The sequence below is a fragment of the Acinetobacter sp. YH12126 genome, from assembly GCF_013418745.1.
Lineage (GTDB): Bacteria > Pseudomonadota > Gammaproteobacteria > Pseudomonadales > Moraxellaceae > Acinetobacter > Acinetobacter amyesii.
Genome location: NZ_VPBM01000004.1, coordinates 188,435 through 211,589 on the forward strand (window position 1 = coordinate 188,435; position 23,155 = coordinate 211,589).

Annotated in this window: 21 protein-coding genes; 2 read left to right on the plus strand and 19 right to left on the minus strand. The window is 42.6% G+C overall.

Annotated elements, in window-relative coordinates; translation table 11 throughout:
* Nucleotides 1-405: 405 nt before the first annotated feature.
* Nucleotides 406-1,167 (minus strand): ferredoxin--NADP reductase, encoded by a 762-nt coding sequence (locus FTU62_RS03350; RefSeq protein WP_180101834.1) that lies wholly within the window; start codon nt 1,165-1,167, stop codon nt 406-408.
* A gap of 85 nt (nt 1,168-1,252) precedes the next feature.
* Between FTU62_RS03350 and gigC the strand changes: the two genes are divergently transcribed.
* Entirely contained in the window at nt 1,253-2,137 is an 885-nt protein-coding gene (gigC, locus tag FTU62_RS03355; RefSeq protein WP_078191091.1) for a LysR family transcriptional regulator GigC, read from the plus strand.
* Between the two features lie 30 nt (nt 2,138-2,167).
* Here the strand turns inward: gigC and FTU62_RS03360 are convergent, their stop codons facing one another.
* From FTU62_RS03360 to ndhC, 16 genes are all read right to left on the minus strand, one after another.
* On the minus strand, nt 2,168-2,920 hold the full coding sequence (locus tag FTU62_RS03360) for a cold shock domain-containing protein (RefSeq protein WP_078192287.1): 753 nt from the start codon (nt 2,918-2,920) through the stop codon (nt 2,168-2,170).
* Between the two features lie 108 nt (nt 2,921-3,028).
* A complete protein-coding gene (locus FTU62_RS03365) occupies nt 3,029-3,322 on the minus strand; it encodes a cold shock domain-containing protein (RefSeq protein WP_078192288.1) in 294 nt (97 codons plus the stop codon).
* 85 nt (nt 3,323-3,407) lie between these two features.
* Complete coding sequence (gene upp, locus FTU62_RS03370; protein ID WP_078192289.1) at nt 3,408-4,043, minus strand: uracil phosphoribosyltransferase; 636 nt, start codon at nt 4,041-4,043, stop codon at nt 3,408-3,410.
* Nucleotides 4,044-4,169: 126 nt separating this feature from the next.
* Entirely contained in the window at nt 4,170-5,714 is a 1,545-nt protein-coding gene (gene nuoN / locus FTU62_RS03375) for an NADH-quinone oxidoreductase subunit NuoN (RefSeq protein WP_078191095.1), read from the minus strand.
* Between the two features lie 3 nt (nt 5,715-5,717).
* Complete coding sequence (nuoM, locus tag FTU62_RS03380; RefSeq protein ID WP_078192291.1) at nt 5,718-7,331, minus strand: NADH-quinone oxidoreductase subunit M; 1,614 nt, start codon at nt 7,329-7,331, stop codon at nt 5,718-5,720.
* 1 nt (nt 7,332) lies between these two features.
* Nucleotides 7,333-9,222 (minus strand): NADH-quinone oxidoreductase subunit L, encoded by a 1,890-nt coding sequence (nuoL, locus tag FTU62_RS03385; protein ID WP_180101835.1) that lies wholly within the window; start codon nt 9,220-9,222, stop codon nt 7,333-7,335.
* Nucleotides 9,219-9,527, minus strand: a complete 309-nt coding sequence (gene nuoK / locus FTU62_RS03390) for an NADH-quinone oxidoreductase subunit NuoK (RefSeq protein ID WP_067665227.1) — start codon at nt 9,525-9,527, stop codon at nt 9,219-9,221. The genes nuoL and nuoK overlap by 4 nt, the downstream gene beginning before the upstream one ends.
* Complete coding sequence (nuoJ, locus tag FTU62_RS03395) at nt 9,527-10,045, minus strand: NADH-quinone oxidoreductase subunit J (protein WP_171262661.1); 519 nt, start codon at nt 10,043-10,045, stop codon at nt 9,527-9,529. Before nuoJ ends, nuoK begins: the two co-directional genes overlap by 1 nt.
* Nucleotides 10,045-10,587, minus strand: coding sequence for an NADH-quinone oxidoreductase subunit NuoI (nuoI, locus tag FTU62_RS03400; protein ID WP_078191099.1), 543 nt, complete (start codon nt 10,585-10,587; stop codon nt 10,045-10,047). The genes nuoJ and nuoI overlap by 1 nt, the downstream gene beginning before the upstream one ends.
* An 18-nt stretch (nt 10,588-10,605) precedes the next feature.
* Nucleotides 10,606-11,622, minus strand: a complete 1,017-nt coding sequence (nuoH, locus tag FTU62_RS03405; RefSeq protein ID WP_078191100.1) for an NADH-quinone oxidoreductase subunit NuoH — start codon at nt 11,620-11,622, stop codon at nt 10,606-10,608.
* A 3-nt stretch (nt 11,623-11,625) separates the two neighbouring features.
* On the minus strand, nt 11,626-14,304 hold the full coding sequence (nuoG, locus tag FTU62_RS03410) for an NADH-quinone oxidoreductase subunit NuoG (protein ID WP_111884891.1): 2,679 nt from the start codon (nt 14,302-14,304) through the stop codon (nt 11,626-11,628).
* An 11-nt stretch (nt 14,305-14,315) separates the two neighbouring features.
* Nucleotides 14,316-15,647, minus strand: coding sequence for an NADH-quinone oxidoreductase subunit NuoF (gene nuoF, locus FTU62_RS03415; protein ID WP_111884890.1), 1,332 nt, complete (start codon nt 15,645-15,647; stop codon nt 14,316-14,318).
* A complete protein-coding gene (gene nuoE, locus FTU62_RS03420) occupies nt 15,644-16,153 on the minus strand; it encodes an NADH-quinone oxidoreductase subunit NuoE (RefSeq protein WP_078191103.1) in 510 nt (169 codons plus the stop codon). Before nuoE ends, nuoF begins: the two co-directional genes overlap by 4 nt.
* Nucleotides 16,154-16,167: 14 nt before the next feature.
* Complete coding sequence (gene nuoC, locus FTU62_RS03425) at nt 16,168-17,955, minus strand: NADH-quinone oxidoreductase subunit C/D (protein ID WP_078191104.1); 1,788 nt, start codon at nt 17,953-17,955, stop codon at nt 16,168-16,170.
* 87 nt (nt 17,956-18,042) lie between these two features.
* The gene (locus FTU62_RS03430; protein ID WP_078191105.1) at nt 18,043-18,720 is read right to left on the minus strand and encodes an NADH-quinone oxidoreductase subunit B family protein; all 678 of its coding nucleotides are present in this window, start codon (nt 18,718-18,720) and stop codon (nt 18,043-18,045) included.
* Between the two features lie 6 nt (nt 18,721-18,726).
* On the minus strand, nt 18,727-19,275 hold the full coding sequence (ndhC, locus tag FTU62_RS03435; RefSeq protein ID WP_078192295.1) for an NADH-quinone oxidoreductase subunit A: 549 nt from the start codon (nt 19,273-19,275) through the stop codon (nt 18,727-18,729).
* A gap of 557 nt (nt 19,276-19,832) precedes the next feature.
* On the opposite strand from ndhC, the gene FTU62_RS03440 reads away from it, so the two are divergent.
* On the plus strand, nt 19,833-20,189 hold the full coding sequence (locus FTU62_RS03440) for a hypothetical protein (protein WP_078192296.1): 357 nt from the start codon (nt 19,833-19,835) through the stop codon (nt 20,187-20,189).
* Between the two features lie 92 nt (nt 20,190-20,281).
* Here the strand turns inward: FTU62_RS03440 and bfmS are convergent, their stop codons facing one another.
* Both bfmS and bfmR read right to left on the minus strand, forming a co-directional pair.
* Nucleotides 20,282-21,943, minus strand: coding sequence for a sensor histidine kinase BfmS (gene bfmS / locus FTU62_RS03445; RefSeq protein ID WP_078192297.1), 1,662 nt, complete (start codon nt 21,941-21,943; stop codon nt 20,282-20,284).
* A gap of 44 nt (nt 21,944-21,987) precedes the next feature.
* Entirely contained in the window at nt 21,988-22,704 is a 717-nt protein-coding gene (bfmR, locus tag FTU62_RS03450) for a response regulator transcription factor BfmR (protein WP_067764711.1), read from the minus strand.
* Nucleotides 22,705-23,155: the final 451 nt, after the last annotated feature.

Here is a 23,155-nt window from a genome sequence, read left to right on the forward strand (position 1 = left end):
TACGAAGTAACATCAGAAGCGTAATTTGATTCAAATAAAAGTACGATACGCGGTAACGTCATCCGCAAGTGTTTTGAGATAGGACTTCTTCTAATCAAAAATGTTTTTGCGATACTTTAGATAATTAGATGCTAGTGAACGAGTTTTGTCGGTGAGGTGCATTGCACCGCAAGATGGTTTCCTTGCGAAGCACGCTTCTCATTTTGCCTAATGAGAAGCGTGCTTCGTAAGAGTACCTCCAGCCGAAGGCTAATCACTTTATTCATTCCCTTGATGTAAGACTCCATCGAATTGACTTAAAAATCATTTTAAAAATGCAAAATTACTTTTGCATGCATAACATCAGTTATTTAATTTCCGAAAATAAAAAAGCTCATCCATCGATGAGCTTTTTTTCATGGCAGATTACCAATAATTTTCTACAGCAATATTGCCTTCACCACGACGGTTCATGGTCAAACCACGCGCTTTTAAGGCCGCCTTGGTGTCATCAACCATTTGTGGATTACCACACAGCATGACATGCGTCGTATCAACATTAAACGCTAAGCCTGCCGCCTGTTCTAACTCGCCATTTTCAATTAAAACTGGTAAACGGTCATGCAACGGTGCATTTGGATCACGTGTCACAATAGGAATAAATTTGAAGCCCGTATGCCCTTCACCAAAGTTCTCGGCGATTTCTTTTATCCGCTCAACATAAGCCAGTTCTGATACGGTGCGCACACTGTAGACTAGATTAATTTTTTCGTATTTAGACCACGTTTCAAAGTCTTGTAACATTGATAAAAACGGTGCAAGACCCGTTCCTGTCCCCAACAGCCATAAGTCCTTCGGCAATGGCAACTGATAACGCGCCAAGGTAAGGAAGCCATATGGTATTTTTTCTAAATACAGCTCATCACCCACTTGTAGATGCTGCAAATTTGAAGTAAACGCACCATCTGGAACGACGATAGAGAAAAATTCTAAAGTTTCATCAAAAGGTGACGACACCACAGAATAGGCACGAACCACCAATTCATCGCCCACTTTCAAACCAATTCGTGCGAACTGACCAGCGGTGAATTTAAAATGTGCAGGGCGTGTCATGGTAAAACTGAACAAAGTATTGGTCCAACGGTGTACAGATAAAACCTTTTCTAAGCTAAATTTTTCAATTGACATGATTTGAACGTGGCGTGACAGACTGTGCTCATGTTAGCATGACAGCATAATTTATTAATATTTTTTAAATGTTAAGGCCTGATTCATGCGCATGACTTTACGCCAGTTGGCTGTTTTTGTAGCAGTCGCTCAAGAAGGTACCGTTACCAAAGCCAGTGATGCTGTCAAACTTACTCAAAGTGCAGCAAGTATGGCATTGGCAGACCTCGAAGATGGTCTCGGTGCTCCACTGTTTGACCGACTTGGTAAACGCTTGCAATTGAATGACTTGGGTCGTTTTTTATTGCCACAAGCTTTGGAAATTTTAGGGCGCTGCGAAGCTTTTGAACAAGCAGCCAAAGGCGAACTACAAAGTATTGATCTGCGTTTAGGTGCGACCCTAACCATCAGTGACTACTTGATGCCAGACCTCATGGCAGATTTCTTACAAATTCAGCCTCAAGCACATTTACAACTTCAAGTCGGCAATACCCGCCAAATGATTGAAGCGGTAAACCAATTTCAGTTGGATTTGGCCTTAATTGAAGGTTCATGCCATCTGCCACAGTTGCAATGTATTCACTGGCGTGACGATGAACTTGCCGTGTGCTGTTCACCAGAGCACCCTTTAGCGAAGTTGGATCGTGCACTCACTGCAGCTGACTTTGATAACGTGGAATGGATCTTACGTGAAGAAGGTTCAGGCACACGTGAAGTATTTGACAACGCAATTTTAAAAGACCTGCCAGATGCCAATATACGTTTAACCTTGGGTCATAACGAAGCCATTCTAAAAATCGTGGCAGGTGGTCTTGGTATGTCATGTATTTCTAAACTGGCAATTGAGCCTTTACGTGAAAAAGGTCAATTGGTGGTTTTAGATACGCCGTTTTGGCAACTTGCCCGTCCATTATTCATGTTGGTACATCGTCAGAAATACCAAGGACCGGGTCTCAAAGCCTTTATGCAATTTTGTGAAAAATCTGTCTAAATAAAAAAAAGCGCCTAATGGCGCTTTTTTTTATTTATTAAATTGTCGTTCGCAAGGTATTCCGTCGTTGTTTCCGTCCATTTTTGTGCCTGGACAATGTTGAAGAAAATAGACCGCTTCTTCATAAGATTTCATCTGACTACAATGCGTACGCCCATCACAACTAAACTGTGCTTTCTCTGCCGCCCTTGGCGTATCACTTGAAGAAGGTGCCTGCGCAGCGTATTGAACAACAGACTGAGCCTGCGTTGAAGCTGTGCCGTATAGGTTTTTTTCACCTTGCTCAGACAGCACCCGATCGGGTAAATCCCCCTGAGCTTTACGTTGTTCTTTTACGATGTTTTCATTTTCTTGCATGAGCTGTTGTAAATGTAGCTGCTTCTGTTCTTGGTACTGCTGATATTTCCCATAGATTGCCACAGCTAATACTACAATTACAATGAGTCCAATCATGCTGAAGATTTTACTGCCCCAAACTGTGCCTTTGGCTGTATCGTGAGGAGTAGCTTGGTCATTCACTCGATCCGACCTTGATTCAAATGACGAATTTATCTGTTCATGAGTGGACTGCTCTTTTTTCAAATCTAAACGGATGATATTTACCGCTTTAAATTTACCTTGATCTGCTTCAATCCTGTATTTGAGATTTTCTCCAACACGTGGTTCGATGTGTCGGCTAGGAAAATCACGAATATGAAAAAATAAATCCTGTGCTTGATCTTGTTGTATAAATCCAAAGCCGCGCTCAACGTTATAGCTTTTGATTTTCCCCTCTTTAAACATAAAAATTGTCTCTCATCTTTTCTTTTAATACTCTTATGATAATAAAAAAAGAGGCCCTATAGACCTCTTTTTCAATTTCAAAGATTTCCATGAAATCTTACAATCACATTATTTACGCAAATTCGAAAGCAAAGCTGAAGTAATTGACTGGTTATTTGCCACTACTTTAGATTTTTTAGCTTTTGCAGATTTGTCTTCTTCACGCTCAATGTTTATGGCTTTATAACGATCACCATTTTTCACCACATTAAATTTCACACGATCATTACGTTTTGGCTCGACACCATCTGCGGGAAAGTCAGAGATATGGAAAAATACATCACCTTCTTCACATGAAAGAAAGCCAAAGCCCTTTTCAGGATTGTACTGCTTCACTTTACCTTTATATTGTTCGGACTTCATAAAGTACCCTATTCCATTTATTCCAATGTCTTTAGTATATAAAAAAGAGGCTATAAAAGCCCCTTTTCTGTTCATGATGCAAAAATTAGTCTTTTTGAACTGAACCGAAAATTTTATCGCCTGCATCGCCAAGACCTGGAACGATATAACCGTTTTCATTTAAACCTTGGTCTACAGATGCTGTGTAAATGATCACATCTGGGTGAGCTTCATTCACACGTTTAATGCCTTCTGGAGCGGCAACAAGCACCATGACACGAATATCTTTACAACCACTGGCTTTTAGAACGTCAATAGCAGCAACGAGCGATGAACCTGTTGCAAGCATTGGGTCAATAATCATCGCTAAACGGTTTTGTACGTCTGGTACTAATTTTTTGTAGTAAGTACGCGCTTCTAAAGTTTCTTCATCACGCTCTAAACCCAATACAGATACTTTCGCACTTGGAATCAGGTTTAAGAAACCATCCAACATACCAATACCTGCACGTAAAATCGGTACGACTGTTATTTTTTTACCGGCAATACGATCTACAGTTACTTTACCATTCCAACCATCAATTTCATGATCGACCATCGGTAAATCTTTCGTTGCTTCATAAGTCAGAAGCATAGTCACTTCTTGAGCAAGCTCACGGAAGTTTTTAGTACTAATATCTGCACGACGAAGTAAGCCGAGTTTATGTCGAATAAGCGGATGACGGATTTCATGGATAGCCACGGGAGAACACCTAAAAGGTTAAGATAAAATTTCAACCATTATAAAGCTATTTAACAAATGATAAAAATAAAAAAGCCCCCTTTACAGGAGGCTTTTTTGTAATAAGCAAATTAATTGCTTAATTCATTAGTTAAAACCACTTTGAATTAAGCTAAAAATGAACTGTTGTAATTCAGGTGAGATCGCAAAGTATGCCACTTGAGATACTGCAATGATTGGATCTGGATATACACCGATCAACAACACAAGTGCAGCTGCGCCAAGCACCATAATACCACCCACTTTTTGACCCCAATGATCGACAGCGTCGATACGTGGGTTTTCTGGTGGAGTCATGTACATCACAATCATCACACGTAGGTAGTAGTACAAACCGATACCTGAACCAAGGATCACCATCGCAGCTAAGAACCATGAACCACCAGCAACCGCTGTTTTGATCACAAGGAACTTACCAATAAAGCCCGCTGTTAATGGAATACCTGCAAGAGATAACATCATGACAGTCAGTGTTGCAGTCAACACTGGACGACGCCAGAACAAACCACGGTACTCAGCAAGGCTACCTGCTTCGTCTTTGTTGTTGTAAGGGCTAGACATCAGTGTCACAACACCGAACGCACCAATCGTTGTTAATACATAAGTAATCACATAAACGTTGACGCTGCTGAATGTTGCAAAGCCTTGTACTTGAACAAAGTCAGTATTACGTGCACTGACAATAGCAACAAGTAAGTAACCAAAGTGAGCGATTGAAGAGTATGCAAGGATACGTTTCAAGTTCACTTGACGTACTGCTAGTAAGTTACCCGCAAGGATAGACAATACTGCAATGATGGTCACGATTGTAATGAAGCTGTCAGAAAGGATTAAGCCAGAAGCCAAGAAGTAACGAACGAATAGACCGATCATTGCCACTTTAGCCACAGTCGCTAAGAATGTCGCGATTGGCGCTGGCGCACCTGCATACACGTCTGGTGTCCATTTGTGGAATGGCGCAAGAGACAATTTAAATGCAACAGCAAAGACAATTAGTGCAAGACCAAGGACTACACCCGGTTGGCTGAATGTTGTGAACATTTTGCCTGGTTCAGCAACGAATGCCATTGTACCTGTATACGCATATACATAAGCCATACCCATCAACAACATCGCAGAAGCGGTTGCTGAAAGCACCAAATATTTCACACCCGCTTCAAGCGACTGTGAACGTTGGTGTGTATAAGCCAATAGGCCGTATACAGGAATCGACATTAACTCAAGGCTGATAAAGAATGACGCATAGTGAGAACTTGCAACCATTAACAATGCACCTGTTACAGAGCACAGCATCAAGATATAAAGTTCTTCACGGTTATCTTTATAGGTTTCGATATACGCATGTGACAATGTGCAGCAAGCAAGTGCTGCAATCAAAATCACGAATTGGTACAACATCGTAAATGGATCTACGATGAACAAATTCATTACATTTGCAGGTGCATACTGCCCTGCAACGAAAACAAAAATAATATAAAAGGCTGCAAGGTTCAGACCGATAACGGAAGTCGTTGCAACTAAATTGTGGTTACGCTTGATTGCAATTAGCAACATCACGACGATCGCAGTTAAAGCCACGATCATCACAGGAGCTAATGGCATAAGCTCAGAAAATGACATTGTGAAGTCCATGGCTTATTGCATCTCCACATTTTCAGGTTGTACAGCAATCTGCTGCACAACATCAACGACTTCTTGAACTGGGATATAGCTATTCGCAATCCACGCCATGCTTGAATTTGAAATATCAAGGAAGCTTTGTGGAAATAGACCAAGCCATACTAGACCAAGAGCACAGATTAAAAGAATCACAACTTCACGCGCATTTAAGTCTTTCAACGGATTTGCGTAATGCTGTTTTTGTTCTTCGTTTGGTGTACCAAACAACGCTTTGTGGATCAGGATTAAACCGTAAAGACCGGCAAATACTAAGCTTACTGCAGCAAGGATTGTGTACACAGGGAACTTGTCATAAGAACCCATCAAGATCAGGAATTCACCGATGAAGTTACCTAGACCTGGAATACCTACAAGTGCCGCAACAAAGAACATTAAGAAGAATGAAAGGTATTGGAACTGACCACGGATACCACCCATCAAACGCATGTCACGTGTATGCAGACGTTCGTAAACTTGACCACACATAATGAACAATGCAGCAGAAGATAGACCGTGAGCAAGCATCATAATCATCAAGCCTTGGAATGTCAGGATGTTACCTGCATACAAGGCAAGAAGTACGAAGCCCATGTGCGAAATAGATGTGTACGCAAGCAGACGTTTCATGTCTGTTTGTTGGAATGCACACCATGCACCGTAGAAAATACCGATTAGACCAAGAATGATCGCGATGTCAGCAAACTGAGCAGATGCTACTGGGAAGAATGGAATAACGAAACGTAAAAGACCATAAGCCGCGGTTTTAATCAAGATACCTGCAAGGTCGACAGAACCCGCTGTAGGTGCTTGCGCATGTGCATCTGGTAACCAGCCGTGTAATGGGAAAACTGGAAGTTTTACCGCAAAACCAATAAACATACAGATCATGAATGCATACGCAAGTGCTGGAGCTTTTGCCTCAACAGTGTGTGCAACACTCATCAAGAAGTCATAGTTAAAGCTGATTTGACCGTGAAGTTGGAAGCCAACAACCACTAGACCCAAGATACCGATCAACATGATCAGACCCGCAACCTGAGTATAGATAAAGAATTTAGTTGCAGCGTAAACGCGTGACTTACCTTCTGCCCCTTTATGACCCCAAAGTGCGATCAAGAAGTAGATTGGTACCAGCATCATCTCCCAGAAGAAGAAGAATAGGAACATGTCAATCGCTAAGAATACACCGATCACACCACCTAAAGACCACAGTAGGTTTAAGTGGAAGAAACCAACGTTCTTTTGAATCTCACCCCATGAACAGCCGACCGCAAGTACACCCAGTAATGCAGTTAAACCTACCATAAGCAGTGAAAGACCATCCACCGCAAGGTGAATGTTAATCCCTAAAGTGGTAATCCACGGTAGGTTAAATTGAGCAGCCCACTGTGGAGCTTGTGTACCCAACTCGTAGTTATAAGTACCGCTTTGCCATAAAACGACGGTTAACACCAACGTTAATAGCATACCAATTAAGGCAATATAGCGTGGTAAGTGCTTGTCGAGTTTATCGACAAGCCAGCATACAAAACCTGCAATGAACGGAATAAGGATCAGAGCGGGTAGAATTAAATTGTTTGGAGTTTCCATTTTATTTCCCCACGACCTGAATCACGACCAGGATCAATAGTAATGCAAACGTACCGAATGCCATACTAGATGCGTATTCACGCAATGAACCTGTTTGACGTGAACTTGTAAAGCTATTACCGCCTTTAACAAGTGCAGGCAATACAAGCCATAAGCCGTCAATTGGATCACGACCAAAGATTTTAGCCAGTAGCAAATAAGGCTTAACGAAAACAATGTTATACAAAGCATCGAAACCAAGTGCATTACGACAGATATTTGCAAGACCCGCGCCCAGTGAAGTTTTCGCGAACGATTTCACTGCACCATAAGCAAATGCAAATAAAACAACACCGACTACAAGACCTGCAAGTGCAATACCAACAGCTGTGTATTCAGCGCTATGCATACCATGTTCTAGCGCTTCTGGAATATTAAACGCTGGGATTTGTGCAGCATTTAAAATATTCGTTACTGGTGCTTTTAATACATAAGCTAAACCAGTTGAAAGCACTGCAAGAATCGCCAATGGCCCCCAGTAAGTAACACCTTTGATTTCATGGTAAGGCGTGTTTTCTTTACCAAAGAATACAACCCAAATAAGACGGAATGTATAAATTGAAGTTAAGAACGCACCTGCTACACCAGTCCAGTACAAGCAGTCATAAACTGCAATCGCTTGACCTTTCACCCATACCGCACCAAGAATCGCATCTTTCGAGAAGAAGCCGATCGTGATGAATGGAATCGCAGCCAATGCACCGCCACCAATCGCGAAACAAGCAAACAAGAATTTGTTTTTGTGGAATAGACCACCCATCTTGAAGATGTTTTGTTCATGATGGTAAGCCAAAATCACTGCACCAGAAGACAAGAATAATAATGCCTTGAAGAATGCGTGAGTCAGCATGTGGAATAGACCTGCTTGGTAAGCTTCAGCACCTACAGCCATAAACATATAACCCAACTGACTCATAGTAGAGTAAGCAAGAATACGTTTGATGTCTGTTTGTACCAATGCAGCAAAGCCCGCAACCAACAATGTTACCGCACCCGTGATTGAGATGAACATCATCACTTCTGGCGCTTGTTCAAACACGCTGAACATACGGCTACATAGGTAAACACCCGCCGTTACCATTGTTGCTGCGTGGATCAATGCAGATACTGGTGTAGGACCAGCCATCGCATCTGCTAACCATGTTTGTAATGGGATCTGAGCAGATTTACCTGCAGCACCCAAGAACAACATCAATGCAGTCCAAATCGCAATTGAAGAACTCTGAGCCAAAACTGTTGGTGCAGCAGCTACAACTTCTGCAATGTTTAAAGTGCCGAATTGTTGGTAGATCAAGAACAACGCGATCAGTAAGAATACGTCACCCACACGTGTCACAGTGAATGCTTTAATTGCAGCAAAACCGTTTGCAGGTGTTTGGTAGTAGTAACCAATCAATAGGTATGAACATAGACCTACGCCTTCCCAACCCAAGAATAACAACGCTAAGTTGTCACCCAACACTAAAAGCAGCATGCTTGCCACGAATAGGTTGAAGTATGAGAAGAAACGTGCAAAGTCTTCTTCGCCACGCATGTACCATGTTGCAAATATGTGAATTAAGAAACCCACACCTGTGATCATACCCATCATCAATAATGATAAGCCATCTAAATGAAGCGTGAAGCCCGGTGCTAAGTTACCTGCACTGAACCAAGTCCAAAGATGCTGAGTTGTTGCAACTGAACCATTATTAACAAAGTCGATACTGGCAATTAATGCAAATAAAGCTGAAAGACCAACTGAACCTGCACCAATAATTGCAGCAACTGATTCAGGAAGGTTTTTACGACCTGCCGCCAACAGGATAAAACCAATTAGCGGGAAAAGTACTGTTAAATATAAATAACTCATCCGCGCATCTCACTAGCAGCATCCACATCCAGATGATGGAAGCGATGATAGAACTGAAGGACGATCGCAAGACCGATACAAGCCTCTGCTGCAGCAAGCGTTAAGATCAAGATAAACATCACTTGACCGTCTGGCTGTGCCCATGCGCTTCCTGCCAATACGAACGCTAAAGCAGCAGCGTTCATCATGATTTCAAGGCTCATTAAAATAAATAGTAGGTTGCGTCGAACCATCACACCGTAAAAACCCAGTGCAAAAAGAATGGTTGCAACGATCAAACCATGTTCTAAAGGGATGTTGCCCATTATTCTTTGTCCTCTTCTGCACCTGGCTCACGTTTGCCAAGATGGAATGCAGCGACAAGTGCGCCAAGCAATAACATCGCAGCAACTTCAACCAGCAATAAGTACTGAGTAAAGAGTGAAGTACCCACTTCTTTCGGACCGACAACTTGAGCACCCATGACAGTGCCAGCAGTTGTGTAGTCTGACTTCAACATCCAAACAAGGATTAGACCCATCAGGAAGCTCATCAACGCAGGATATGCCCACGCTGAAGAAGTCAGCCATTTGCTTTCTTGTTCAACTGTATTTTGACCAAGATTCAGCATCATCACGACGAATACGAATAGCACCATGATTGCGCCAGCGTAAACGATAATTTCGAGGGCACCGGCAAACGGCGCACCCACGATCATGAAGATACCTGCAACTGCAAGTAAAGAGATAATCAAGCTTAATAAAGCGTGTACTGGGTTCGTGTTAGTTACAACACGAACGGTAGAGACGATGGCCACAAGCGCCATCAAATAAAATGGCCACATCATGGTAATAGACTCCGTACATCAACTGGTGTGCTTTCGCGTTGAGCCTGACCTTTATCTTTACCAGCAACAGCCATACCTGTTACGCGGTAGAAGTTATAGTCTGGGTATTTACCAGGACCTGAGATAAGAAGGTTTTCTTTCTCATATACTAAGTCCTGACGAACATACTCACCTAACTCAAAGTCAGGTGTCATTTGAATCGCAGTCGTAGGACATGCTTCTTCACACATACCGCAGAAAATACAACGTGAGAAGTTGATACGGAAAAACTCCGGATACCAACGACCATCTTCTTTTTCAGCTTTTTGTAGTGAAATACAGCCGACTGGACATGCAACCGCACAAAGGTTACATGCAACGCAGCGCTCTTCACCATCAGGGTCACGCGTTAACACGATACGACCACGGAAACGTGGTGGTACGATGTCTTCCGCTTTAACCTCTGGATATAAAATAGTGTCACGTTTACGTGTCGCGTGTGAGAATACCATCCACAACGAACGTACAATTGACCCAAATCCAGCTAGAAATTTAAACATTTTATTCTCCCTGCTGTCTTAGGCCTGATTCATTAGAATCACAGCACCAGTTACCAGAAGGTTAACCAACGCCAATGGCAAGCAAATTTTCCAACCAAAGTTCATGACTTGGTCATAACGTGGACGCATTAAAGAACCACGAGCCAAGACAAACATCATGACAAAGAATGCTGTTTTAATAATGAACCAGAACGCAGCTGGAATGAATGGAATATCTAGGTTGAAAGGCGCTAACCAACCACCGAAGAATAAAGTCACGATTAATGCAGAGATCAGTACGACGTTGACGTATTCCGCAACGAAGAACATACCCCATTTCATACCGCCGTATTCGACATGGTAACCTTCCGCCAATTCTTGTTCTGCTTCTGGTTGGTCAAATGGATGACGGTGAGTTACCGCAACACCCGCAACCACAAAGATTAAGAAACCTAAGAACTGAGGAATAACAAACCAAACATCACGTTGAGCTTCAACAATTTCACGCATGTTGAATGAGCCTGCAATCGCAACCACACCCATCAGTGAAATACCCAAGAACACTTCATAAGAAATGGTTTGAGCAGCAGAACGTAAACCACCAAGTAATGCGTATTTGTTATTTGATGACCAACCACCGAACAATACTGCGTATACCGCAATACCAGCCATTGCCATAAAGAACAATAGACCGATGCTCATGTCTGAAACACCTAAATAAGGTGAAACAGGAATAACCATGAACGATAGCACAGCAGTTGCCATCGCAACTGCTGGAGCCATACGGAAAGTCAATTTGTCAGCAAATTTTGGTGTCCAGTCTTCTTTGAACATGATTTTCAGCATGTCGGCAACAATCTGGAACATACCGCCCGGACCTACACGGTTCGGACCGTAACGGTCTTGCCACAAGCCGAGTAAACGACGTTCAATAAAAGACATCAACGCAGCGATCAATACCACAACCAGTAAGATCACAATTGCTTGAAGAACTGAATAGGCGATTGGCCAATTTTCAGCCCACAGCGGCGTTTGACGGATTAATTCTTGTTCCATGAATTACACTCCTACCGCGACTGAAACAGGTTCTGCAAGCGATACTGTAGGTGCTAGACCCACTGGGTAACCGATATAACCTGTAGGTAAGTATTCAATCACTTGAACTGGAAGGACGATTTCAGCATCCCCTGCTTTCACAGCGATACGTTGACCATCTTGAACATTTAAGCGTGCTGCATCTTGTTCACCCACAGCAAACATTGCTTCAGGAATACGTGATTCCATCGCAGGAGTTTTCACTGTAAATTCACCAGAAGCGAAGATGTGATGCATCGGCACAAGACGGAAGCTCTCACCATTAACCGCAACAGGTGCAGGTGCAACGAAAGTACGTGCTGGACGTTTCGCTAAACGATCGAATAAACGAACGCCTGCATCACCACCTTTTAAGTGACCACCCACGTTGTCTTGGAATTTGTTCCAAGCTTGTGGAGAGTTCCAACCTGCAGACCAAGCAAATGGTACAAGTGAAGCTGGAGTTTGGTTACCTACATAACCTTCCATAGAGAACGTCAACGCAGAGTCTTTATCGACTGGTTGTTTTGGTTCATGAATAGAAAGTGGTGCGCGCATCGCAGTACGACCTGAGTAACGACGTGGTTCACGTGCCACTTTCAGACCATGTACACGGAAGCCAGCATCTGGTGCTACGTCTTGAATTGCTTCAAGTGCAGGAACGTTTTTCGCTACTGACTCAATCACGTCATCAAGAACTGTCCAAGAAATCGCTTTGCCTTTCACGCCAGTTTCAATGGCATGTAACCAGCGCCAAGATTCTTTGATCGCAAGTTCTGGTTTGTAGTAGCTTGGGTCATACACTTGGTAGAAACGTTGTGCACGGCCTTCTTGAGAGACCACAGTACCGTCACCTTCAGCAAATGAAGCAGCAGAAAGTACGATGTTGGCTTTTTTCACAGTTTCAGTTTCAGAATGATCAAGTACAATCACTTCTTTACCAGAAAGTGCAGCATTCACCTGAGCGGCTGGTAAACGACGATAAAGGTCATTTTCCACCACGATCACGGTATCGTAATCTTGTGCAAATGCTTGTTCTAAGCTTTGACCACCAAAGATCGCTAAGCCCATTGAGTTCACTTCAGGAACAGTCAATGTTAAGCCCGCATTACCAAGGTTCTGTGCAACTTGTGCAGCAGCTTCCATGATTGATGCGTCTTGTAAGCTAGTACCAGAGATGATTAATGGTTTTTTCGCAGCTTTTAAAGTGTCAGCAATCGTTTGTGCAAATGCTTTTGCATCGTCATCCAAACCTAAGATCACTTCACCTTTCACAGCAGCAGCGACCGCAAAACCTAAACGTGCAATGTCGTTAGGTGATGCAACAACTTCACCGGTAGCAACATCAGCTAAACGTGTTTGAGTGGCAGCAAGGATGTAAATCGGAGATTTGGCATCTTGAGCAATACGTTGTACAGGTTCAGCCAACCACTCTTGCGTACGGCGCTCTGCAGCCATTTCTTTAGCTTTATTTTTCGCAGCTTGGCGAACAGATAGAGCCATACGTGGTGCAGTTTGAGTCAGATCTTCACCCAAAATCAACACAGCATCGTAGCTTTCAATTTCACGCATACCAGGGTTATAAACACCTTCGGTTTGCATGATAGAAGCTGCAAGCTCAACAAGTTTTTGCTCTTTTTGAGACATACCTGTTGAGAAGTTGTCTTGACCTACAAGTTCGCGAAGCGCGAAGTTTGATTCAAGTGACGCACGTGGTGAACCGATACCCAATACTTTTTTGCCTTGGATATTTTCAATTACGGTATCCAATGCTTGGTCTACAGAAACTGTAGTCACATTTGCACCAGAGCGGAATTGTGGTTGACGTGGACGATCTTCACGGTTCACATAACCTGTACCGAAACGACCTTTATCACAAAGGAAGTATTGGTTCACGTCACCGTTAAAGCGATTTTCTACACGACGTAGTTCGCCATAACGTTCACCCGGAGAGATGTTACAACCTGAAGAACAGCCTTGGCATACGCTTGGCGCATACTGCATGTCCCATTTACGGTTATAGCGTTCAGAGTGTGTTTTATCTGTGAATACACCTGTTGGGCAAACTTCAGTCAAGTTACCAGAGAATTCAGATTCTAAAGTACCTGATTCTGGACGACCAAAGTAAACACGCGAAGCGTTTGCATACACACCAAAGTCCGTACCACCTGCATAATCTTTGTAGTAACGCACACAACGGTAGCACGCAATACAACGGTTCATTTCATGAGAAATGAAAGAGCCTAGCTCTTGGTTGTAATGCGTACGTTTTGTGAAGCGGTAACGACGACGGTCATGCTGAGTCATTACAGTCATATCTTGTAAATGACAGTGACCACCCTCTTCACACACTGGACAGTCGTGTGGGTGGTTGGTCATCAAGAATTCAACAACAGAAGCACGGAAATTCTTTGCTTCGTCATCTTCAATCGAGATGTAGGTATTGTCAGATGCAGGCGTCATACATGACATAACTAAACGACCGCGAGTATCTTCAGGATTCGCGTATTGAGTCACAGCACATTGACGGCAAGAACCGACAGAACCTAAGGATGGATGCCAACAAAAGTATGGGATGTCGATGCCAAGGCTAAGACATGCTTGTAGCAAGTTCTCTGAGCCGTTGACTTCATACGATTTTCCATCGACATGAATTGTAGCCATAGTCGAATTCCTTAAGCTTGTTCTACGTTGCTAGTTTGAGCTGCCGCATTTACGACTTTAGCTTCAAACTCGCCACGGAAATGTTTGAGTGCGCCCATTAACGGTTCCATCGCACCTGGAGCATGCGCACAGAAAGTTTTACCAATCCAAAGCTTACGAGTAAGTTCTTGTAAGTGATCGATATCTTCTTTCTTACCTGTGCCATCTTCCAAGGCTTTAAGCGCTTTAACCGCCCAAGGTAAGCCATCACGGCATGGTGTACACCAACCGCAAGATTCACGCGCAAAGAATTCTTCTAAGTTACGTGTCGCAGAAACCATACACTGAGTTTCATCGACTACCATGAGCAAACACGTACCTAAACGTGAACCTGCTTTCATGATGCTTTCAGCATCCATAGGAAGGTCAATATGTTCAGCAGCAAGGAAGTCTGTAGAAGCACCACCCGGTAACCATGCTTTGAGTTTTAAACCATCACGCATACCACCCGCATGATCTTCAATCACTTCACGCGCAGTTGTACCAAATGGAAGTTCCCAAAGACCTGGGAATTTTACTTTGCCTGAAGCGCCATAAATTTTAGTACCTGGATCTTTCGACTTACCTTCAGATAAACCGATATACCATTCAGGACCACGAAGCATAATTGCGGGTAAGTTGTTGTAAGTCTCTACGTTGTTAACAATTGTAGGACGACCCCAAGCACCTGCAACTTGTGGGAATGGCGGTTTAGTACGAGGGTTCGCACGGCGACCTTCAAGCGAGTTAATCAATGCAGTTTCTTCACCACAGATATAACGACCCGCACCAGTATGCACGTGTAACTCGAAGTTCCAACCTGTACCTAAGATGTTTTCACCCAAGTAACCTTTGGCACGAATTTGGTCCAATGCTTCATTTAAGTATTGAGCCGCTTCGATGTATTCACCACGGATGAAGATATAACCCTGTGTTGCTTCTAATGTATAAGCAGCAATCAACATACCTTCGATCAACTGATGAGGAAGTTTTTCCATCAACAGACGGTCTTTAAAGGTACCTGGTTCCATTTCATCGGCATTACAGATGAGGTAACGAGGGCCTGAGTTATCATTTGGCGCCATAAGCGACCATTTGATCCCTGCAGGGAAGCCCGCACCACCACGACCTTTTACAGTCGCAGCTTTGATCACTTCAAGCACTTCTTTCGGTTGCATGCCAACAGCTTTCTTAAAGCCGGCATAACCTTCAAGTGCTTCGTAATCATCTGCACTGCGAACGTGTTCCTGTTTGCTCAAACGCCAAGTTAATGGGTGAGTTTCTGGGTTACCGTCGCCATAAATTGGTTTTGGTTCAGTATTCATACATACTTCTCCAATAACTGTTTAATTGAAGTCACTTCAACTAGACCGTGAGTGTCTTCGTCAATCATTAACGTCGGACCTTTGTCACAGTTACCTAGGCAGCAAATTGGCAATAAAGTAAAGCGACCATCTGCAGTCGTTTGACCAAATGAAATGCCTAATTCACGCTGGAATGCTTCAGCAAGTGTTTCCGCACCCATCAAGAAACAAGCAATCGAGTCACATAATAAAATTACGTGGCGACCAACTGGTTGACGGTAAATACGGTTATAGAAAGTTGCAACACCTTCTAGGTCTGCAAGGCTCATGCTAAGCAATTGCGCAATAGCATTCATCTGTGCATCATCTACCCAGCCATTACGGCGTTGTACACACTTCAAAGCATCAAGACATGCTGCGCGTGGGTACGGATAGTGACCAATGTGATGTTCGATATCGTGGATTTCTTCCGCAGTTAAAATCCCTTCAACATTCACACGTGGTTTTTTGTCAGTCAAAATCATCATAATGCGATTACCCCTTAGCGATCCACGTCAGCCATTACGACGTCAATTGTCGCTAAATAAATGATTAAGTCAGACATTAAGCTGCCGTTAATCACAGAAGGCATTTGCTGTAAGTGCGTGAAGGTTGGTGTACGGATACGTGTACGGTAACTCATCGTTGACTTGTCTGAAGTCAAGTAGTAGTTCGACGCACCTTTTACCACTTCCGCCATTACAGAGCTTTCGCCTGCTGGCATTACAGGACCCCATGACACGCTCAAGAAGTGCGTAATCAATGTTTCGATGTCTTGTAAAGTTTTATCTTTTGGTGGTGGAACAGCCAGTGGATGGTCTGCTTTGTATGCACCAGAAGGCATGTTGTCTAAACATTGCTTGATGATTTTCAGCGATTCTTCAATTTCACGGAAGTGAACAAGAACACGTGCATAAGCATCGCCTTCGTACTCTAAAGGCACATCAAAGTCGTAGTTTTCGTAGCCGCTATAAGGACGGTATTTACGAACGTCGAAATCAATACCTGTAGCACGTAGACCAGTACCCGTTACACCCCAAGCCAATGCAGATTTAGCATCATACTGAGCAACATTACGGGTACGACCGATAAACACTGAGTTTTTAAGTGCTGCAGTGTAGTACTCGTTCATACGCTTCGGCATCCAATCTAGGATTTCGCGAATGAGGTGCTGCCAGTTGTTTGGCAAGTCGTGCGCTGTACCACCGATACGGAACCATGCTGGGTGCATACGGTAACCCGTGATCGCTTCGATCGCGTCATAGATTTTTTGACGGTCAGCGAACATATAGAATACTGGGGTCATACCGCCGGCATCCTGAATCGCAGTACCAATGAACAATAAGTGGTTATTGATACGGAACAATTCAGACATCATGACACGGATACATTGTGCACGATCAGGAACGGTAATCCCTGCCATTTGCTCTACGCCAAGAACGTAAGGCATGTTTTGCGCACAACCACCTAAGTAGTCAACACGGTCTGTATACGGGATGAATGAGTGCCATGTTTGACGCTCAGCCATTTTTTCCACACCACGGTGGTGATAGCCGATGTCAGGAACACAGTCTTTCACTTCTTCACCGTCCAACTGCAAGATCACACGGAAGGCACCGTGCGCAGATGGATGGTTAGGACCCAAGTTTAGGAACATGAAGTCTTCATCATCGTTCCCACGCTTCATACCCCAATCTTCAGGTACGAAACGAAGATGTTCTTGTTCGTAATCCTGTTTCGCTTGGTTTTGGCGATAAGGCGTGTATTCAGTCGCACGTGCAGAATATTCTTTACGTAACGGGTGACCTTCCCAATATGTTGGCAACAAGATACGACGGAGCATTGGATGCCCTTCGAAGTTGATACCAAACATGTCGTAAGCTTCACGTTCGTACCAGTTGGCATTTGGCCAAATGTTGGTTGCCGTTGGAATGTTTACATCATTCTCAGCTAATGCAACCTTGATACGAATATCACTGTTACGCTCAAGCGATAACAAGTGATAGAACACAGTGAAGTCAGATGCAGGCAGACCATCGCGGTGTGTACGTAAACGCTCATCAACCGCAGACAAGTCAAACAGCATCACGTATGGACGTGACACCGTACGCAAGAACATTAAAACTTCTTGTACACGTGCGCGCTCAACCCAGACTGTTGGAAAGTCTTCAAAAGTCGTTTGCACGTAGAAGTTCTCACCAAATTTGGTTTTGAGCTCTTCTACAATTGCAAATGCAGGGCGGGAATCAACTGGAGTTGATTCTGGCATAGCAATGTCAGTTTCAGCCATTGGCTTGGCTTCCTATTTAATACAAATTCAGTCAATCAAAACGACAATTACACCCAGTCCGGGTGTATCAATATTTCGTCGTAGTGATTATTTAATTTCATCCATTGAGCGTAAGTTTTTCACTGCAATACGCTGTGCGTTCTTACGGTCACGTTCTGGCATCATCTTTGGCTTATACACTGGCTTAAGATCATCACCAATCACGGCCGATAAAGGACGGCGCTCAAGTTGAATCTGGTCTTGCAATAACATCAATGCCTGAATTAAAGCTTCAGGACGTGGTGGGCAACCCGGGATATACACATCGACAGGGATGATTTTATCCACACCTTGTACAACTGAATAAATGTCGTACATACCACCAGAGTTTGCACATGCGCCCATTGAGATTACCCATTTAGGCTCAAGCATTTGCTCGTACAAACGTTGAATTACAGGCGCCATTTTCATGAAGCATGTACCTGCAACAATCATCAAGTCAGCCTGACGTGGTGAAGCACGAATAACCTCGGCACCGAAACGTGACAAGTCATGCACGCCTGTTAAAGTCGTTGCATACTCTACGTAGCAGCAAGATGTACCAAAGTTAAACGGCCAAACTGAGTTTTTACGACCCCAGTTTACTGCTGTATGTGCAACATCCTCTAAACGAGTCATGAACACATTTTTATTCACTTCTTCTTCAAGCGGATCGGTGACGATTTGACGCTCTTGAAGTGGATATTGATCAGCATCCGGATTCGCACGGGTTAATGTATATTTCATCCCGTCTTACTCCTTGTCAGATGATGCAGTCGGTGACTTAGATTTCACACGACCAGATGATTGCGCTGGAATTTGACCTGTAGGGTCCATAACCAACTCTTCAATAGAGTTAAAGCGTGTGATTTCTGCGATATCCATATTTGGCGAACCAATTTTAGGTTTAATTCCCGCCGCTTTACGCTTGTCAGAAGGTGACCAATTCAAACCACCAGAAGACAATTCATAAACCAAACCAGCAAGTAAAACTAAAATAAAGACTGCTGCAGCTGCAAAACCAACCCACCCTGTTTCACGAACAGAAGATGCCCATGCATAAAGGTAAAGTGCTTCGATATCGAACACCACGAAGAAGATCGCAACTAAATAGAATTTCGCAGACAAGCGAATACGTGCACCACCAGCACCTACTACACCTGACTCAAACTGCTCTTGCTTAGCACGACCCCATGATTTACCCCCAAGGAGTAAAGGGACGGTCAGCATAAAGACGCAAAGGAATGTAACGCCGATCACGAAGGCAATAATTGCCCAATCGTATGGAGTAATGGCACTCATGCGGGGATAACTCCTGGCAGGCCTATTTATTAACAAAGAATGTATGTATTGGCCTTCAAATACACCAAACACAAAATTAATCCCGCCAATTGTACCTGATTGAGGAGGCTTCTTGCTAGCTTATCGATATTCGTCTTTAGGATGATTTTTTAATCATTTCAGCATTTAAATTGGGTTTACTCCCTTAAATTTAGGATTAATCGTTTAATTAGATTAGATCTTATTTTTTTATTAATTATTACATTTATGCGATTTTAACAGAAAATTATGACTGTTCAGTTTCATGAACATATCCTTCAACTTTTAGCTCATGTATTAAATTTTCATGGCCGTATCATTTATTAAATAAATTCCATCTTGTTTCAAATTGGTTGCCTGTTTGATTCCATCTATTAGCTTTGATCTTACCCCTAAAATGAAAAACAAGTTGAATTAGCACAAAGAAAAAAGGCTTTTTTTAGCTTCTTGTGACTTTTTTGCAATTCTTTGACACGACCCACAAAGAGTGTGATATTTGTAGTTAAAACACAAAAAGCAATCACAACGGAGAGACAATAATGACTTTAGAATTTACGCATAAACCTGATTATTTTCTATCTGCACAATTGGTGATTCACCATATTAAAAGCTACTTAGATAAGCATCCTGATGCTCAAAATGCCATTTTTGATTTACGTGATATCTATGAGTTGTTACGACAAGATTTAGCTTCTGCAACAACCAACCTTAACGGGATTATGAATATTGCAGATGAATATAAACTTGAAACTTTAAACGGTGATCAAAAACTTATTAGCAATTATTCTATCGATGCTAAAAACAACTCCTTACTCATCGATTTTAATGCAGATGCTCTTGCCGCATTAAAAAATGGCAAACCTATTATTGAACCCGATGCAACAATTACGGAATAAGTAGAAAACTGATATCAAAAAGCCATTCAAATTGAATGGCTTTTTATACTTATCATTCACTAAAATCAGCTTAACTACATATCTAAGCTTACTTAATTTTCATTGGTACTCGGCTCTTTAATATCTAACTTCGGTTTATTTTTCTTAAAACGAGTTGCAGGCCATGTCATGGTGAAACGCGCTCCACCTAATATTGGACTTTCATCAATATCAATAGTCCCGCCAAACCAATATGCAATGCGACTAACAATCGATAAACCTAAACCATAGCCCCCTGAGGCACGTGTGCGACTATCATCTAAACGTGCAAAAGCATCAAAAATACGTTTACGATCTTCTTCTGGAATACCGGGGCCATCATCTTCAACACAGATATAAGCCATACCTTCATCATTTACACCACCACTAATCAGCACTTTATCATCACAATATCGCACTGCATTCCCCACCAAGTTTTGTACAACACGGTGTAAATAGCGACGCTCGGTTTCCACAACCACTCCAATTGGTGGTGCTTGCAATTCCAAGGTTTTCCCAGTCTTTAAGGCTTCAGTTTCAATCAGGACCTGATCTAAAACTTCAAACAAGCTGACATCTTCAAACTCCAAAGATGGCATACCCTGTTCGAGCTTAGCATAAGTCATGATTTCATCAATCAAGGTGTTGAGCGCTTCGATATCTTTGTCGATTTGTTCAACTTGTTGCTGCCGGTAATCATAATCATCTTCATCCGCCATCATTTCAACACCAAAGCGAATACGTGCCACCGGTGTCCGCAGTTCATGCGATACCGCGCGCATTAACTCACGCTGTGCTTCAATTAAACGCTCAATATGATCTGACATCGAGTTATAGCTGGATGCCAAGGTACCAAACTCATCCGTGCTTTCGACAGGCAGACGTACAGATAAGTCCCCGCCCTTCATTTTATTTAACGCATAATTTACAGCACGCAGCTTACGTTGCATCGGCACCAATAGACCATAAACACCCAAGCTCAAGACAAACAAGCTCAGTAGCGTAATACCCGCTGCCAACTGGAAAGGCATCCAATTAAATAATGGTACCGGCCCCATGACCAAGACTTCTGAAGTTGAGCTTGGAATTGGTGATACGATCGAAATAGTTGTGCCGCGCTCCGTCGCACTATCACGATACAAAATAATGCTGTGATCTAAACGTAGTCGGCCGATTTGCTCAGAGTCTAAAGGTAAACTTTGAACATTTTGAATTGAAATTGGATAAGAAAAATGATGTTGGATTTTTTCAAGATATTGTTTTTCTTGACCTGGGTAATACACCAAATAATCCAGTATAAATACAGGCAATGCTTTCATTTGGCGTTCTGAAATATTATCAGCTTTTATATACAGTAGATGTGCAGGGTCATCTTTTAAGCCAATAATAATATAAGCTGCTGTGGTTTGTGCGTCCCAACGCACTACAGCTTTACGCTCTTCTATACGTTTTGTTTCCGCTCGGGTTAAATCAACCTGATTAGCTTTTACATAATAAATAGGCAACTCAAGTAGATCGGATGCATCTGACACCCAATCTGACTTTTGTTGTTCATTTGGCTGACGTGCAATACCTTCACTTATAATGAAAGCCAAACCGTCAGTAAGCGATTCACGATATTCTTGCGCGCGCTGGTAGTTTATGATTTGCACCAGCAAATAGCCAAATGTAGCGACTAAAAAGACTAAAATCAGTAGCCCCGCATAAACGCGCAAAAATATACTGTGTTTAAACACGTAAAAGTGTCCTACTTTGCCAAACTAAGGGACGGTATTTTACATTAAATGCCGTTGGTTTCTTTTACGAATAAATAACCTTTACTACGTACGGTCTTAATACGTTTCGGGTTTTCTGGATCATCGCCAATTTTTGGACGAATACGCGAGATACGCACGTCAATTGAACGGTCTTGACCATCGTATTCAATACCACGCAGACGCTCAAAAATATCTTCACGAGAAAGAATGCGACCCGCATTAGATGCCAACAGCCATAAAAGGTCATATTCTGCACTGGTAAAGTCAACCAACTCATTATTGAGTGTGACAGAACGACCACCATTATCAATTACAAGATCATCAAATTCGATGCGCTGTGCAACTTCATCTTCTGGTGCTTTGTCTGTACGACGTAATAATGCACGAATACGCGCAAGTAAAACTCGAGGTTGAACAGGTTTTGCAACATAATCATCTGCACCCATTTCTAGACCCAACACTTGGTCCATGTCTTCGGTACGTGCAGTCAACATTAAAATTGGTTGATGGTAGTGTGGACGAACTTCACGACAAATGGTTAAACCATCTGCACCCGGAAGCATCACGTCGAGTAATACCATATCTGGTTGTTCAGCGATAATACGGCGAATCGCACGATTTCCGTCTGGTTCTACCCCAACTTCAAGTCCGTTACGGATTAAGTATTCTTGAGTTAAACGAGCAAGACGCTCATCGTCTTCAACAATTAAAATTTTAGGTAACTTTTCTTCTTGGCTCATTGATTGCCCCTTATTTGATTGGGCGTATCCTATTTGAAATCCGATAGATACGCTTAAACATAGTTTGCAATATACACACGTTTACATTGTAAACAAGATGGCATTCACCAAACTGATACATCAATATCGTATTTTGTAATAAATTTTAACCTGCTACATTTTTGCAGCCGTATTTACCAATCATTTCCATGACCTATTGCTCACAATACCAACAATTATAAATTTGGATACATTTTCATCGAATAAAAACTGACTGATTAATTCACAACTTTTTAGGCTTTCTGAAGTTATCCACAATGTTATCTATAAGCACTCTTTTTCGACTTTGCTATGCTATGCCCTTGTCGGATAAGGCATATATAACAAAGATAAAAAATAGGGATTTTTTGAGATGGATTTCTGCCAGAAAAGTTCAAAGCATTTAGTAAAATGTCAATATTGATATACCCTG

Coding starts and splice junctions, on each gene's coding strand:
- nuoL (WP_180101835.1), bottom strand. CDS start 9,222: ATGAGTTATTTATATTTAACAGTACTTTTCCCGCTAATTGGTTTTATC.
- FTU62_RS03365 (WP_078192288.1), bottom strand. CDS start 3,322: ATGAAGTCCGAACAATATAAAGGTAAAGTGAAGCAGTACAATCCTGAA.
- nuoF (WP_111884890.1), bottom strand. CDS start 15,647: ATGAATACTGAACCAAAACCAATTTATGGCGACGGTAACCCAGAAACT.
- nuoE (WP_078191103.1), bottom strand. CDS start 16,153: ATGATGATTTTGACTGACAAAAAACCACGTGTGAATGTTGAAGGGATT.
- FTU62_RS03430 (WP_078191105.1), bottom strand. CDS start 18,720: ATGAAATATACATTAACCCGTGCGAATCCGGATGCTGATCAATATCCA.
- nuoK (WP_067665227.1), bottom strand. CDS start 9,527: ATGGGCAACATCCCTTTAGAACATGGTTTGATCGTTGCAACCATTCTT.
- nuoG (WP_111884891.1), bottom strand. CDS start 14,304: ATGGCTACAATTCATGTCGATGGAAAATCGTATGAAGTCAACGGCTCA.
- nuoN (WP_078191095.1), bottom strand. CDS start 5,714: ATGGACTTCACAATGTCATTTTCTGAGCTTATGCCATTAGCTCCTGTG.
- nuoM (WP_078192291.1), bottom strand. CDS start 7,331: ATGGAAACTCCAAACAATTTAATTCTACCCGCTCTGATCCTTATTCCG.
- bfmR (WP_067764711.1), bottom strand. CDS start 22,704: ATGAGCCAAGAAGAAAAGTTACCTAAAATTTTAATTGTTGAAGACGAT.
- FTU62_RS03350 (WP_180101834.1), bottom strand. CDS start 1,167: ATGTCAATTGAAAAATTTAGCTTAGAAAAGGTTTTATCTGTACACCGT.
- FTU62_RS03360 (WP_078192287.1), bottom strand. CDS start 2,920: ATGTTTAAAGAGGGGAAAATCAAAAGCTATAACGTTGAGCGCGGCTTT.
- gigC (WP_078191091.1), top strand. CDS start 1,253: ATGCGCATGACTTTACGCCAGTTGGCTGTTTTTGTAGCAGTCGCTCAA.
- nuoJ (WP_171262661.1), bottom strand. CDS start 10,045: ATGTGGCCATTTTATTTGATGGCGCTTGTGGCCATCGTCTCTACCGTT.
- ndhC (WP_078192295.1), bottom strand. CDS start 19,275: ATGAGTGCCATTACTCCATACGATTGGGCAATTATTGCCTTCGTGATC.
- nuoI (WP_078191099.1), bottom strand. CDS start 10,587: ATGTTTAAATTTCTAGCTGGATTTGGGTCAATTGTACGTTCGTTGTGG.
- FTU62_RS03440 (WP_078192296.1), top strand. CDS start 19,833: ATGACTTTAGAATTTACGCATAAACCTGATTATTTTCTATCTGCACAA.
- nuoH (WP_078191100.1), bottom strand. CDS start 11,622: ATGGAACAAGAATTAATCCGTCAAACGCCGCTGTGGGCTGAAAATTGG.
- nuoC (WP_078191104.1), bottom strand. CDS start 17,955: ATGGCTGAAACTGACATTGCTATGCCAGAATCAACTCCAGTTGATTCC.